This window comes from uncultured Ramlibacter sp., assembly GCF_936925435.1.
Classification (GTDB): Bacteria; Pseudomonadota; Gammaproteobacteria; order Burkholderiales; family Burkholderiaceae_C; genus Ramlibacter.
The window spans coordinates 66,877-80,828 of the sequence record NZ_CAKZHQ010000003.1 but is presented as its reverse complement, the minus strand read 5'-3'; the positions used below and the strand labels follow the sequence as shown (position 1 = coordinate 80,828).

The following is a 13,952-nucleotide window of genomic DNA, read 5'->3' as shown; positions in this document are numbered from 1 at the left end:
CAGCGGCCGACAATGCGGCCAGTTCACCGTTTGACCGTCGCCGGCGGCTCCTTGGACCCAAGGAACAGGCTTGACGCAAAACACGGGCATGGGCGCCATTCTGAAGTCCCACGAGTCGGAAATCCTGCGCGACTGGATCGCCTCCCAGCTGGCCGATACCAGCCTGCGCGAGCTGCTCAACGAAAACGAGGTCAACGAACAGTCGCGCAGTTTCCTGGCGCTGTTTTCCACCGCGGTGCGCGTCAGCTACGACGAGGAACTGGCCGGTCAGCACTGGGACGATGTGCGCGCCGCGCTGTCGAGCCTGTCGAAGAAGCGGGCCCTGGCCGGCTTCTCGCCCACCGAGACCGCCACCTTCGTCTTCTCGCTCAAGAAGCCGGTCTTCGCCGCGCTGCGCCGCGCCTTCGCCGACGATGCCCAGCGCCTGAACGAGGAGACCTGGCTGTCGTCCACCGTGCTGGACAAGCTGGGCATGGTGACCGTGGAGGCCTACCAGCGCAGCCGTGAAGAAGTCATCGTGCGCCAGCAGCAGGAACTGCTGGACCTGTCCACGCCCGTCATCAAGCTGTGGGACGGCATCGTCGCCGTGCCGCTGATCGGCACGCTCGACAGCGAGCGCACCCAGGTGGTGATGGAGAACCTGCTCGAGGGCATCGTGCAGCATGAGGCCACCGTCGCCATCATCGACATCACCGGCGTGCCCACGGTGGACACGCTGGTGGCCCAGCATCTGCTCAAGACCGTGGCCGCCACCCGCCTGCTGGGCGCCGAATGCATCATCAGCGGCATCCGGCCGCAGATCGCGCAGACCATCGTGCACCTTGGCGTGGACCTGACCAACGTGACCACCAAGTCCACGCTGGCCGACGCGCTGCGCGTGGCGCTGGCCAAGTGCGACCTGGCCGTCACCCGCAGCAGCCGGCTGGACGGCGCGGGCGGCTGATGGAGCAGATCCCGATCCTGAAGATGGGGGATTTCCTGCTGGTGACCATTCAGGTGGAACTGCACGACCAGCTGGCGCTGTCGCTGCAGGATGACCTGACGCAGAAGCTCTCGCGCACGCGGGCTCGCGGCGTGCTGATCGACATCTCCGCGTTGGAGATCGTCGACTCCTTCATCGGCCGCTCGCTGGCCCACATCGCCGGCGTGGCCCGCATCATGGACGCGACCACGGTGCTGGTGGGCATGCGCCCGGCTGTGGCGATCACGCTGGTGGAGCTGGGCATGTCGCTCAAGGGCGTGCGCACCGCGCTGAACATCGACAAGGGAATGCGGCTGCTGCGCGAAGCAGCGGGAGTCCCGCCATCGCGCCCCTAGCGCCGGACATCCTGGAGATCCGCTCCCAGGAGCAGCTGCAGCTGGCGCGGCGCGCCGTGCTGGCCTGGGTGACGCGGCTGGACTTCGGCGCCGTGGAGCGCACCAAGTTCGTCACCGCCGCCAGCGAGCTGGGCCGCAACGCCCTGGTCCACGGGCGGGGCGGCACCATGGCCATCGCCGAAGTGCTGCGCGACGGCCGCGCCGGCCTGCAACTGGTGTTCCGCGACCAGGGGCCCGGCATCGCCGACATCGACCGCGCCATGGTCGACGGCTTCAGCACCGCCAAGAGCATGGGCCTGGGCCTGGGCGGCGCGCGCCGGCTGGTCCATGACTTCGCCCTGGAATCCTTGCCCGGCCAGGGCACCACAGTGACGGTGACGCAATGGAAAAGACGCTAGAAGTCCACGAGAAAAGCCAGGTCGGCGAGGTGCGCCGCCTGGTGGCCGAGATGGCGGCGGCGCAGGGCCTGTCGGAGGCCGACCAGGGCCGGGCGGCGCTGGTGGCGACCGAGGCCTCGACCAACCTGGTCAAGTACGGCAAGCACGGCGTGATCAACCTGAGCCTGCAGGCCGAACGTGGCCTGCGCGGCGTGCAGATCGTCGCCATGGACAAGGGGCCGGGCTTCGCCAACTTCCAGGCCTCGGCGCGCGACGGCCACTCCACCGGCGGCAGCCTGGGCATCGGCCTGGGCGTGATCATGCGCGCCTCCGACGTGTTCGATGTCTACACCCAGCCGGCCCAGGGCTCGGCCTTCCTGTCGCGCATCCTGCCGCGCACGGCCGGCGCGCCGCCGCCGCCGCCGGTGCTGGCCGGCACCCTGTCGGTCGGCGTGCGCACCACGCCCAAGGCGGGAGAAACCGAGTGCGGCGATGCCTGGGTCTTCACCCAGGCAGGCCGCGTGCAGCGGCTGTGCGTGGTTGACGGCCTGGGCCACGGCCCGCTGGCCGCGCGCGCGGCGGCTGAAGCGGTGGAAACCGTGCGCGACGCCGCTGACGGCGACACGCCGGCAGCCATCCTGGCGCGTGCGCACGAGCGGCTGCAGCCCACGCGCGGCGCGGTGATGGCCGTGGTCGCCATCGACGCCATGGCCGGCAGCCTCAGCTTCTGCGGCATCGGCAACATCGCCGGTGCGGTGTATGCCGGCGACGACGCGCAGCACCTGCTGTCGGTGGAAGGCGTGGTGGGCTACAACGCGCGCGCTTTCCGCACCCAGGAGCTGCGCTGGACGGGCGGCTCGGTGGTCATCCTCAGCAGCGACGGCCTGAGCAACCGGCGCAGCCTGGCGCGCTACCCCGGCCTGCTGCAGCACCATGCCAGCCTGGTGGCGTCGGTGATGCACCGTGACTTCGCACGCGACGCCGACGACGCCACCGTGCTGGTGGCCAAGGGCACGCGATGATGCAGCAGGTGCTCACGACGCGGGTGTCGGCGGCCACCCTGGTGCTGCTGCGCGACCGCACCCGCCAGATCGGCGAGCTGTTCGGCCTGGACAAGACCCAGCGCACCCGCCTGACGACGGCGGTCTCGGAGATCGCGCGCAACACGGTGCAGTACGCGACCGAGGGCAGCGCCAGCTTCCAGTTCGACGCGGCCGGCCGCCACGGCCTGCAGCAGATCATCGTGCAGGTCACCGACAAGGGGCCCGGGATCGCGAACCTTCCGTCGGTGCTGGCCGGGACGGCCGACCGCAACGGCCGCGTGCCTCTGGGCATCGCCGGCAGCCGCCGCCTGGTGGACGAGTTGCGCGTCGAATGCCCGGCTGGTGGCGGCACCATGGTGACCATCGTCATGGCCCTGCCGCGCGGCGCGCCGCTGCTGACCGCCGCCGCCATGGCCGCCCTGGTCGGGCAACTGGGCGCGCGCAGGACGCAGACGCCGATGGAGGAACTGGAGCAGCAGAACCGCGACATGCTGTTCGCGCTGGACGAACTGCGCCTGCGGCAACTCGAACTGCAGCAGGCCGATGAGCGCAAGAACCAGTTTCTGGGCACGCTGGCGCACGAGTTGCGCAACCCGCTGGGCACGCTGAAGATGACGCTGTCCATCCTGACGCGCAAGAAGGAGGTGACCACTGCCGAACTGGCGCAGCGCTGCGAGGTGATGGAAAGGCAGGTGTCGCAGCTGGCCCGGCTGGTGGACGACCTGATGGACGTGTCCCGCGTGACGCACGGCAAGGTGGCGCTGGAGCGGCAGCCGCTGGAAGTCAATCTGCTGGTCAGCCAGGCGGTGGAAATGACGGGCGCGGCGACCGAAGCACGCCGCCATGCGGTGAGCGTTCAGCTGCACACCGACGCGCTGTGGATCCGCGGCGATGCCGCGCGTCTGATGCAGGTGCTGTCCAACCTGATCCACAACGCCGCGCGCTACACGCCCGAGGGCGGCAACATCACGGTGGGTGTGCGGCGCGAAAGCAGCAATGCGGTGGTGGACATCATCGACGATGGCATCGGCATCGCGGCGGATGTGCTGCCCACGGTGTTCGGGCTGTTCGTGCAGGCCGAGGCCGCGAGCGCCGGCCATGCGGGCGGACTGGGCGTGGGGCTGACCCTGGTGCAGCGCCTGACCGAGGACCACGGTGGCACGGTCACGGCATCCAGCGCGGGACTGGGGCAGGGCAGCCGCTTCACCGTGACCTTGCCGCTGGCCAGCGCGCCCGCCGCGCGGCACGCCATCGAGGTCCGCGAGGGCCTGCAAGCCCCGCAGCCGGCGCTTGCGCCGAACCTGCAGGCAGTGGACGGCCGGCCGGGGCTGGGCGTGGCCTGAGACGCGCCGGAGCGCCGCGGCCTTATGTGCGATACAGGACATACGCGGCCGGTGTGACTGCCTATACTGGCCAGCTTTCATGCCCGATTCCCCGGATCCCCGCCTCAACAGACTGCTCGCCGCGCTTCCCGACGGCGAGTGGAACCGCTGGTCGCCACTGCTGGAGCTGGTCGACATGCCGCTGGGCCAGGTGCTGTACGAGTCGGGCCTGACCCTCAGCCACGTCTATTTCCCGGTGGATTCCATCGTCTCGCTGCTGTACGTGATGGAGAACGGCGCCTCCGCCGAGATCGCCGTCGTCGGCAAGGAGGGCCTGGTGGGCATCTCGCTGTTCATGGGCGGCGAATCCACGCCCAGCCGCGCGGTGGTGCAAAGCGCCGGCAAGGGCTACCGGCTGGAAGCCCAGGCCATGAAGACCGAATTCAACCGTGGCGGGCCGGTTCTGCACCTGTTGCTGCGCTACACGCAGGCTCTGATCACGCAGATGGCGCAGACGGCGGTGTGCAACCGGCACCATTCGCTGGACCAGCAGCTGTGCCGCTGGCTGCTCCTGAGCCTGGACCGCCTGCCCGGCAACGTGCTGGTGATGACGCAGGAACTGATCGCCAACATGCTGGGCGTGCGGCGCGAGGGCGTGACCGAAAGCGCGCTCAAGCTGCAGGCCAGCGGCCTGATCCGCTATTCGCGTGGCCGCATCACCGTGCTGGACCGCGATGGCCTGGAGCGGCGCACCTGCGAATGCTATGCGGTGGTGAAGAAGGAATACGAGCGCTTGCTGCCGGCCATCGCCGGCTGAGCGCATACTCGCCACTCGCGCATGCGCTGGCCCTGTCGCTTCGACGGGCCTGCATCGGCAGCCGCACCAAAGGTCGTTTGACCGCTTTCCAGAACCAGTTGATCGACGCGCTGCCGGCCCGGGCGCGGGCCAGCCTGCTCGCGCTGTGCGAGCAGGTGGAGCTGACGCTGTCCGAGGTGCTGTGCAACCCGGGCGAGCGCATGCGCCATGTCTACTTCCCGCTCGACGGCTTCATTTCGCTGGTCGCCGTCACCGGCGACAGCCCCGGCATCGAGGTCGGGATGATCGGCTTCGAGGGCATGCTCGGCGCGTCCCTGGCCCTGGGCGTCAAGACCGTGCCGCTGCGCGCCCTGGTGCAGGGGGCTGGGTCGGCCTGGCGCATGGACGCCGCTGCCTTTGCCGTGGAACTCGGGCGCAGCCCCGCGCTCAAGCGCAACGTGGACCGCTATCTCTATGTGCTCATGGGGCAGCACGCGGCCTCGGCAGTCTGCCTGCGCTTCCACCTGATCGTCCCGCGGCTGGCGCGCTGGCTGCTCATGAGCCAGGACCGGGCGCATTCGCCACGCTTTCACATCACGCATGAATTCCTGGCCTACATGCTGGGCGTGCGCCGGGTGGGCATCACCAATGCGGCCACCGTGCTGCAACGCAGCGGGCTGATCGCGTACCGCCGCGGCGAGCTGCAGGTGCTCGACCGGCCGGGCCTGGAGGCGGCCGCCTGCGGGTGCTACGCCGCCGACTGCAAGGTCTACGCCGACCTGCTCGGCTGACGGCCCGGGGCCTTGCGGCCCACGGCTACTTCTGCACGCCCATCACCACGTCGGGCAGCCAGGTGACGATCTGCGGGAACACGGTGACCAGGGCGATGCACAGCACCAGGCAGCCGAAGAAAGGCAGGGCGGCGCGGGCCACGGTGTTGCTGTCCTTGCCCGTCATGTTCTGCAGCACGAAGAGGTTGAAGCCCACCGGCGGCGTCACCTCGGCGATTTCCACCAGCAGCACGATGAAGATGCCGAACCAGATCAGGTCGAAGCCGGCCTTCTGGATCATGGGCAGGACCACGGCCGAGGTCAGCACGATCATGCTGATGCCGTCCAGTGCCGTGCCCAGCACCAGGTAGACCACCACCAGGGCTGTGATCAACGCGTAGGGCGACAGCTGCATGGCGTTGACCCATTCGGCCAGTTCGCGCGGCACGCCGGTGAAGGCCATGGTCTTGGTCAGGAAGGCCGCGCCGGCCAGGATGAACATGATCATGCAGCTGGTGCGGGTGGCGCCCATCAGGCCTTCGCAGAAGTTCTTCCAGGTCAGCGAGCGGCCGTACGCGGCGATGGCCAGCGAGCCTGCCACGCCGTAGGCTGCGCATTCGGTGGCGGTGGCGTACCCGGTCACGAGCACCCAGACGATGAAGACGATCAGCGCGCCGCAGGGGATGAGGCTGCCGCTTTTTTTGACTTTCTCCATGAAGGTCGAGGGCGCGTCCGGCGGCGGCACCTTGGACGGGTTGCGGATGGACCACCAGGCGATGTAGCCCATGAAGATGGCCATCAGCAGGAAGCCGGGCAGAAAGCCGGCCAGGAAGATGCGGATGATGGACGCATCGGCCGCCACCGCGTAGACCACCATGGTGATGGACGGCGGGATCAGGATGCCCAGGGTGCCGCCGGTGGCCAGCGCGCCCAGCGCCAGGTTCTCGTCGTAGCCGCGCCGCTTGAGCTCGGGCAGGGCCACCTTGGAAATGGTGGCGCAGGTGGCGGCCGAGGAGCCGCTGACCGAGCCGAAGATGCCGCAGCCCAGGATGGTGGTGTGCATCAGCCGGCCGGGGATGCGGTTGAGCCAGGGCGAGAGGCCCTCGAACATCTCCTCGGACAGCCGGGTGCGAAACAGGATCTCGCCCATCCAGATGAACAGCGGCAGGGCCGCCAGCTCCCAGGAGGCGTTGCTTTCCCAGAAGGCCGAGAACAGGTTCTTGCCCGGCTGGGTGGTGGTGAAGAAGGCCTGGCCGACCCAGCCGCAGATGGCCAGGGTCATGGCGATCCAGACTCCGCCGGTCAGCAGGAACAGCATGATGACGAGCAGGAACAGCCCGATGCCCAATGTTTCCATGGTGCGCTTTCTTTTCTTGTGTGTTGTTGTTCTGGTGGCAGGGGGTCAGATGTCGGACGAGAAGTCGCCATGCGCATGTCGCTCTTCGACGGCGGTGACATAGGTCGGCCGCGCCCCGCGCAGCACCAGCACCATCTCGTCGAGCACCGCGATGAAGAACAGCCAGGCGCCGGCGACGAAGCTGGTCTGCGGGATCCACAGCGGCAGGGCCAGCAGGCCGTTGGCCATGTCGTTGAAGACGTAGCTCTCCCAGGCGAACTTCGTGGCCCAGAAGGCCAGGTAGCCGATGGCCAGGCAGGCGATGGCCAGCGAAGCGATCTCGAAAGCGCGGCGCCTGGGCGGCGCCAGCTTTTCCAGCAGCAGGGTCACACGCACGAAGTCGCCGTGCTTGAAGGCGTGGGCCATGGCCAGGAAGGAGGATGCGGCGCACAGCCAGGCGACGACGTCGTTGGTGGCGCCGGTGCGCACGCCCATCTCGCGCAGGATGCTCTGGCCGATCATGAGAACGCAGATGAGGAGCACGCAGCAGGCGGCGAGGGCAGCCGCCCCCAGGTAGAGGCGGTCGAGAAGTTTTCTCATTTTCTGGTTTCTTTGGCCGCGGGTGCGGCGATGACGGGGGCGAAGGCCGGTGTCTTCAGGTAGGCGGACACGATGGATTCTCCTTCAGCGCCGGCCTTTTTCCGCCAGTCTTCCAGCATGGTCCATCCGAGCTGTTTCATGTCCGACACAAGCTTGCCCGAGGGCTGAGCAACCTTCATGCCTTTGCCGGTCAGCGCCTGCTTGGCGGCCTCGTTCTTTTCCTGGCTGAGGCGCCAGCCGCGCTCCTCGGCGGCGGCCGCGGCCTTGAGCACGGCCTCCTGCTGCCCCTTGTCCAGGGCCTGGAAAGCCCTGGCGTTGACCAGCACGGCGTTCTTGGGCAGCCAGGCCTGGACGTCGTAGAAATTCTGGATGTGCTCGTAGATGCGGCTGTCCACACCGGTGGTGCTGGAGGTCATGAAGGCCTCGACCACGCCGGTGGCCATGGCCTGGCTCAATTCCGCAGCCTGCACGGTGACGGCCTGCGCACCCATCAGCTCGCCCATCCGGGCGGTGGCGGGGGAGTAGGCGCGCCACTTGATGCGGCGCATGTCGGCCATCGCGTCCACTGGCTTCTTGCTGAACAGGCCCTGGGCCGGCCAGGGCACGCTGAACAGCAGCAGCATGCCCTGCTTGTCCAGGTAGCGCCCGAGCACCGGCTTTTGCGCCTCGTACAGGCTGCGCGCGTTCTTGTAGCTGGTGGCCAGGAAGGGCACGCCGTCGACGCCGAACAGCGGGCTTTCGTTCTCGTAGTTGGCCAGCAGCACCTCGCCCGCTTGCGCCTGCCCGCCCTGCACCGCGCGCTTGATCTCCGGCGCCTTGAACAGCGAGGCGTTGGGGTGGACCTGGATCTTCAGCTGGCCGGCCGTGGCTTTCTCGACATCGGCGGCGAACTGGCTGATGTTTTCGGTGTGGAAGTTGGTGGGCGGGTAGGCGGTGGCGAGATCCCATTTGGTCTGGGCCGCGAGGCCCAGGGAGAGGCTGCTGGCAAGCAGGGCGAGGGCGGCGCGGGGCAGGAGATGCATCTCAAGGCCTTTCAAACGAGTTGTTTAGAAAATACCGACAAATTATTGAAATAATGTTTTGGAAATGTCCACATGATGTTTTTTAATATGGTTTATTTACAACAAGTAGATAAAACATCTGATGATTTGTCGATATAGTGCGATCGTCAACCAAGGAATCCGTCCATGTCCGACTCGCAAAACGCCATCGTTTCGTCCTCGCACCTGGTCTCGCCGCGCAGCGCCGAGATGAGCGAACTGGAGTTCGGCCTGATCGTCAGCTGGAACGCCTTCAGCCGCTGGGCCGTGCGCTGCATGGCCGCGGCCGGCGTGCCCGACCTGACCATCACCGACGTGCTGGTGCTGCACCACATCAACCACCGTGCCCGCAACAAGAAGCTGGCTGATGTCTGCTTCGTTCTCAATTACGAGGACACGCACGTCGTCAACTACGCGTTGAAAAAGCTGGTGAGCGCCGGCCTGGCGCAGGGCGACAAGGTCGGCAAGGAGGTCTTCTACAGCCCCACGCCGCGCGGCGAGGAGGTGGTGGCCAACTACCGCCAGGTGCGCGAGAAATGCCTGATCGACAGCGTCGACGGCGACATGAACACCCACATCGGCGAGCTCGCGCGCTTCCTGCGCCTGATGAGCGGCATGTACGACCAGGCGGCCCGCGCGGCCTCCTCCCTCTAAAACAATCGGAGTTATGCAATGAGCAAGTGGCAGTTCTGGATCGACCGTGGCGGCACATTCACCGACATCGTGGCGCGCAAGCCCGATGGCACGCTGGCCACCCACAAGCTGCTGTCGGAAAACCCCGAGCAGTACAAGGACGCGGCCGTGGCCGGCATCCGCCATCTGCTGGGCCTGCAGCCCGGTGAAGCGGTCACGCCGGAACAAGTTGAGTGCGTGAAGATGGGCACGACGGTGGCCACCAATGCCTTGCTCGAGCGCAAAGGTGAGCCCACCCTGCTGGTGACCACGGCTGGCTTTCGCGACGCCTTGCGCATCGCCTACCAGAACCGGCCGCGCCTGTTCGACCGCCGCATCCTCTTGCCCGAGCTGCTGTACAGCGAAGTGATCGAATCGCAGGAGCGCGTCACCGCCCAGGGTGAAGTGCTCACGCCGCTGGACGAGGCGGCCTTGCGCAGCGAGCTGCAGGCGGCTTACGCACGCGGCCTGCGCAGCGTGGCGGTGGTCTTCCTGCACGGCTACCGCTTCACCGCCCACGAGGAAGCGGCAGGCCGCATCGCCAGGGAGCTGGGCTTTGGCCAGGTCAGCACCTCCCACGCCACCAGCCCGATGATGAAGTTCGTCAGCCGCGGCGACACCACGGTGGTCGACGCCTACCTGTCGCCCATCCTGCGCCGCTACGTCGACCAGGTGGCCGGGCAGATGCCGGGCGTGCCGCTGTACTTCATGCAGTCCTCCGGCGGCCTGACCGACGCCCATGCCTTCCAGGGCAAGGACGCCATCCTCTCAGGCCCGGCCGGCGGCATCGTCGGCATGGCACGCACGGCGGCGTTGGGCGGTCACGCCAAGGTGATCGGCTTTGACATGGGCGGCACTTCCACCGACGTTTCCCATTACGCCGGCGAGTTCGAGCGCGAGTTCGAGACCCAGGTGGCGGGCGTGCGCATGCGGGCCCCCATGATGAGCATCCACACCGTGGCGGCCGGCGGCGGTTCCATCCTGGAGTTCGACGGCGCCCGCTTTCGCGTCGGGCCGCAAAGCGCCGGCGCCAACCCTGGGCCGGCCAGCTACCGGCGTGGCGGCCCGCTGGCCGTCACCGATGCCAACGTCATGGTCGGCAAGATCCAGCCGCGCCACTTCCCCAAGGTCTTTGGCCCCAAGGCCGATGAAGCCCTGAGCAAGGAGGCAGTGCAAGCCAAGTTCGGCGAGCTGGCGCAGCGCACCGGCCGTAGCGCCGAGGAGGTGGCCGAGGGCTTCATCGACATCGCCGTGCAGCAGATGGCCAATGCCATCAAGAAGATCTCGGTGGCGCGCGGCTACGACGTCACGCGCTACACCTTGCAGTGCTTTGGCGGCGCCGGCGGCCAGCACGCCTGCCTGGTGGCCGACGCGCTGGGCATGGAGCGGGTCTTCGTCCATCCGCTGGCCGGCGTGCTGTCGGCCTATGGCATGGGCCTGGCCGACCAGAACGTGATCCGTGAGCAGGCGGTGGAGCTGCCGCTGGCCGCGGACGCGCTGCCGCAGGTGGCGCGCAAGCTGGAGGCCCTGGCTGCCACGGCCCGCGCCGACCTGGAACGCCAGCAGGCTGGTGGCGGCGCCATCAGCGTGCACCAGCGCGTCCATGTGCGCTACGAGGGCAGCGACTCAGCCCTCGTCGTTCCCTTCGGCAGCGCCGAAGCCATCACCGCGGCCTTCGAGGCCGCTTACCGCCAGCGCTTTGCCTTCCTGATGCAGGGCAAGCGCCTGGTCGTCGAGGCGGTGTCGGTGGAGGCCGTGGTCGCCGGTGACGCGCCGGCCGAACCGCTGCACGCCGTCCATCCTGTGCGCGAAGTGCCGCGCCGCGAGACCGTGAGCATGTACTCCGGCGGCCAGTGGCATGACGCCGCCCTGGTGGTGCGCGAGGACCTGCGCGCCGGCGATCGCATCAGCGGCCCGGCCATCATCGCCGAGAAGAACGCCACCACGGTGGTGGAGCCGGGCTGGGAAGCCCAACTCACGGCGCTGGACCACATCGTGCTGGACCGGCGCGTGCCACGCGCCCAGAAGTTCGCCGCCGGCACCACGGTGGACCCGGTGCTGCTGGAGGTCTTCAACAACCTGTTCATGAACATCGCCGAGCAGATGGGGCTGCAGCTGCAGAACACGGCCTACTCGGTCAACATCAAGGAGCGGCTGGACTTCAGCTGCGCGCTGTTCGACACCCAGGGCAACCTGATCGCCAATGCGCCCCACATGCCGGTGCATCTGGGTTCCATGGGCGAGAGCATCAAGACCGTCATCCGGGAGAACGCCGGCAAGATGGCGCCGGGCGATGTCTATGTGCTCAACGACCCCTACCACGGCGGAACCCACCTGCCGGACGTGACGGTGATCACGCCTGTCTACCTGGATGCGCAGGTCGGCGACCAACCGATCTTTTACGTGGGTTCGAGGGGACACCACGCGGACATCGGCGGCATCACGCCGGGCTCCATGCCGCCGTTTTCGACGCGCATCGAGCAGGAGGGCGTGCAGATCAACAACGTCAAGCTGGTCGAGCGCGGCGTGCTGCGCGAGCAGGCCATGCTGGACCTGCTGGCCAGCGGCGAGTATCCGAGCCGCAACCCGCAGCAGAACATGGCCGACCTGAAGGCACAGCTCGCCGCCAACGAGAAGGGCGTGCAGGAGCTGCGCAAGATGGTGGCGCAGTTCGGCCTGCCCGTGGTGCAGGCCTACATGGGCCATGTGCAGGACAACGCCGAGGAGTCGGTGCGCCGCGTCATCACGAAGTTGAAGGATGGCGACTTCACCCTGCCGTTGGACAACGGCGCCCAGATCCAGGTGGCGATCCGGGTCGATGCCGCCGGCCGCAGCGCCGAGATCGACTTCACGGGCACCTCGGCCCAGCAAAGCAATAACTTCAACGCGCCCACCGCCGTGTGCATGGCGGCCGTGCTCTACGTCTTTCGCACCCTGGTGGACGACGACATCCCGCTCAACGCCGGGTGCCTGAAGCCGCTGAAGGTCATCATCCCGCCGGGATCGATGTTGAATCCCAATGCGCCGGCCTCGGTGGTGGCGGGCAATGTGGAGACATCGACCTGCATCACCAACGCGCTGTACGGCGCGCTGGGCGTGATGGCGGCCAGCCAGTGCACCATGAACAACTTCACCTTCGGCAACGCGCGCCACCAGTACTACGAGACCATCTCGGGTGGCGCGGGTGCAGGCGAAGGATTCAACGGGACCAGCGTGGTGCAGACCCACATGACCAACTCGCGCCTGACCGACCCCGAGGTGCTGGAGTTCCGCTTCCCGGTGCGGCTGGACAGCTACGCCATCCGCGAGGGCTCGGGCGGCGCCGGCCAGTGGAGCGGCGGCAACGGCGGCATCCGGCGCGTGCGCTTCCTGGAGGACATGACGGCCAGCATCCTGTCCAATGGCCGCATCCACGGCGCTTTCGGCATGGCCGGCGGCCAGCCGGGTGCGGTCGGCATCAACCGGGTGGTGCGCGCCGACGGCAGCGTCGAGGAACTGGCCCACATCGGCCAGGCGCAGATGCATGCCGGCGACTGGTTCGAGATCCACACACCCGGCGGCGGCGGTTACGGCAAGCCGCAGTAGCAGGAGAACGACCCATGGACGAAGCATTGCGCGACAACTACCGTTTCCTGGCGCGCTACAACCGCTGGTTCAACCAGCGGTTGTACGACGCCTGCGAGCAACTCAATGACGCAGAGCGCAAGCGCGACCGCGGCGCTTTCTTCGGCAGCCTGCACCAGACTCTGACCCATCTGGTGCTGGCCGACAAGATGTGGCTGGAGCGCTTCACCCGCCAGGGCGTGGTGTTTGCCGCGTTGCCCGCGCAACTGGTGGCCCTGCCGCCGGGATCGGACTACACCAGCGACCTGCACCCGGACTGGGCGGACCTGCGCCGCACACGCGCCGCGCTCGATGAGGCCATCGAGGCCTGGACCCAGGAGATGGCGGCGGACTTTCCCGTGAGCACCATGCGCTACGCCAACACCAAGGGCGTGCAGCGCGAACACGCGGCCTGGAAGGCGCTGACGCATTTCTTCAACCACCAGGCGCACCACCGCGGCCAGGTCACGACCTTGCTGATGCAGGCCGGTATCGACCCGGGGGTCACCGATCTCGTTGCCCTGCTTTGAGTCGCTATTGATTCAGTAGCATCTCAGGTCCATGGGACGGGGGCTACAGGCCGATTCTCCAAAGAAAAAGCCCGCCGGAGCGGGCTTTGCGCCGTGCGGCGGCGCTTACTTCTTGGCGCTGGCAGCAGGCTTGGCTGCCGATGCGGCGGGCGCCGCTGCTGCCGCGGGCTTGGCGGCAGCGGCAGCAGCCGATTTGGCGGCATCGGCCTGCTTGTCTTCCTTCTTGGCGGCAGTGGCCTTGTAGAGGCTGCCATTGACCGTCAGGCCTTCGGCCGACAGCTGGGTGGCTTTGGCGTCGCCGACGCCCTTGACGCGGGCGATGAAGTCTTCCCAGCTCTTGAACTCGCTCTTCTTGCGCTCGGACAGGATCAGCTTGGAGGTCACGGGACCGATGCCCTTGACGCCATCGAGTTCGGCCTCGCTGGCCTTGTTCACATCGACAGCGGCCATCGCCACGGCTGCATACAGCATCACCAGCACGGCCAGAATCTTCTTGAGCATGGGGTCTCCTCAGTGGGTTGAGAGCCGGCGCCTGTTGGCACCGGG

The 13,952-nt window shown here is 67.6% G+C and carries 14 protein-coding genes; 10 read left to right on the top strand and 4 right to left on the bottom strand.

Annotated elements, in window-relative coordinates:
• Nucleotides 1-88: 88 nt before the first annotated feature.
• From Q0632_RS02585 to Q0632_RS02555, 7 genes are all read left to right on the top strand, one after another.
• The gene (locus Q0632_RS02585; protein WP_298924030.1) at nt 89-943 is read left to right on the top strand and encodes an STAS domain-containing protein; all 855 of its coding nucleotides are present in this window, start codon (nt 89-91) and stop codon (nt 941-943) included.
• On the top strand, nt 943-1,317 hold the full coding sequence (locus tag Q0632_RS02580) for an STAS domain-containing protein (RefSeq protein ID WP_298924028.1): 375 nt from the start codon (nt 943-945) through the stop codon (nt 1,315-1,317). The genes Q0632_RS02585 and Q0632_RS02580 overlap by 1 nt, the downstream gene beginning before the upstream one ends.
• Nucleotides 1,305-1,715, top strand: coding sequence for an anti-sigma regulatory factor (locus Q0632_RS02575; RefSeq protein ID WP_367181165.1), 411 nt, complete (start codon nt 1,305-1,307; stop codon nt 1,713-1,715). Before Q0632_RS02580 ends, Q0632_RS02575 begins: the two co-directional genes overlap by 13 nt.
• Nucleotides 1,700-2,716 (top strand): SpoIIE family protein phosphatase, encoded by a 1,017-nt coding sequence (locus Q0632_RS02570; protein WP_298924026.1) that lies wholly within the window; start codon nt 1,700-1,702, stop codon nt 2,714-2,716. The genes Q0632_RS02575 and Q0632_RS02570 overlap by 16 nt, the downstream gene beginning before the upstream one ends.
• Complete coding sequence (locus tag Q0632_RS02565) at nt 2,713-4,080, top strand: sensor histidine kinase (protein ID WP_298924023.1); 1,368 nt, start codon at nt 2,713-2,715, stop codon at nt 4,078-4,080. The genes Q0632_RS02570 and Q0632_RS02565 overlap by 4 nt, the downstream gene beginning before the upstream one ends.
• A 79-nt stretch (nt 4,081-4,159) precedes the next feature.
• Complete coding sequence (locus Q0632_RS02560) at nt 4,160-4,876, top strand: Crp/Fnr family transcriptional regulator (protein ID WP_298924021.1); 717 nt, start codon at nt 4,160-4,162, stop codon at nt 4,874-4,876.
• A gap of 77 nt (nt 4,877-4,953) precedes the next feature.
• Nucleotides 4,954-5,646, top strand: coding sequence for a Crp/Fnr family transcriptional regulator (locus Q0632_RS02555; RefSeq protein WP_298924019.1), 693 nt, complete (start codon nt 4,954-4,956; stop codon nt 5,644-5,646).
• A 25-nt stretch (nt 5,647-5,671) separates the two neighbouring features.
• Here Q0632_RS02555 and Q0632_RS02550 read toward each other — a convergent pair whose 3' ends face one another.
• From Q0632_RS02550 to Q0632_RS02540, 3 genes are read right to left on the bottom strand one after another with little or no spacing between them, the layout of a single operon-like run.
• Nucleotides 5,672-6,982 (bottom strand): TRAP transporter large permease subunit, encoded by a 1,311-nt coding sequence (locus Q0632_RS02550; RefSeq protein WP_298924017.1) that lies wholly within the window; start codon nt 6,980-6,982, stop codon nt 5,672-5,674.
• Nucleotides 6,983-7,027: 45 nt separating this feature from the next.
• On the bottom strand, nt 7,028-7,561 hold the full coding sequence (locus Q0632_RS02545; protein ID WP_298924016.1) for a TRAP transporter small permease: 534 nt from the start codon (nt 7,559-7,561) through the stop codon (nt 7,028-7,030).
• A complete protein-coding gene (locus Q0632_RS02540) occupies nt 7,558-8,583 on the bottom strand; it encodes a TRAP transporter substrate-binding protein (RefSeq protein ID WP_298924014.1) in 1,026 nt (341 codons plus the stop codon). Before Q0632_RS02540 ends, Q0632_RS02545 begins: the two co-directional genes overlap by 4 nt.
• 165 nt (nt 8,584-8,748) lie before the next feature.
• Here Q0632_RS02540 and Q0632_RS02535 point away from each other — a divergent pair, with 165 nt between their 5' ends.
• From Q0632_RS02535 to Q0632_RS02525, 3 genes are read left to right on the top strand one after another with little or no spacing between them, the layout of a single operon-like run.
• Nucleotides 8,749-9,255 carry a winged helix DNA-binding protein gene (locus Q0632_RS02535; RefSeq protein ID WP_298924012.1) on the top strand — a complete coding sequence of 169 codons (507 nt, stop codon included), beginning with the start codon at nt 8,749-8,751 and terminating at the stop codon, nt 9,253-9,255.
• Nucleotides 9,256-9,273: 18 nt separating this feature from the next.
• Nucleotides 9,274-12,858 carry a hydantoinase B/oxoprolinase family protein gene (locus Q0632_RS02530; protein WP_298924010.1) on the top strand — a complete coding sequence of 1,195 codons (3,585 nt, stop codon included), beginning with the start codon at nt 9,274-9,276 and terminating at the stop codon, nt 12,856-12,858.
• A 14-nt stretch (nt 12,859-12,872) separates the two neighbouring features.
• A complete protein-coding gene (locus Q0632_RS02525) occupies nt 12,873-13,406 on the top strand; it encodes a DinB family protein (RefSeq protein ID WP_298924007.1) in 534 nt (177 codons plus the stop codon).
• Between the two features lie 105 nt (nt 13,407-13,511).
• Here Q0632_RS02525 and Q0632_RS02520 read toward each other — a convergent pair whose 3' ends face one another.
• Nucleotides 13,512-13,907 carry a helix-hairpin-helix domain-containing protein gene (locus tag Q0632_RS02520; protein WP_298924005.1) on the bottom strand — a complete coding sequence of 132 codons (396 nt, stop codon included), beginning with the start codon at nt 13,905-13,907 and terminating at the stop codon, nt 13,512-13,514.
• Between the last annotated feature and the right edge of the window lie 45 nt (nt 13,908-13,952).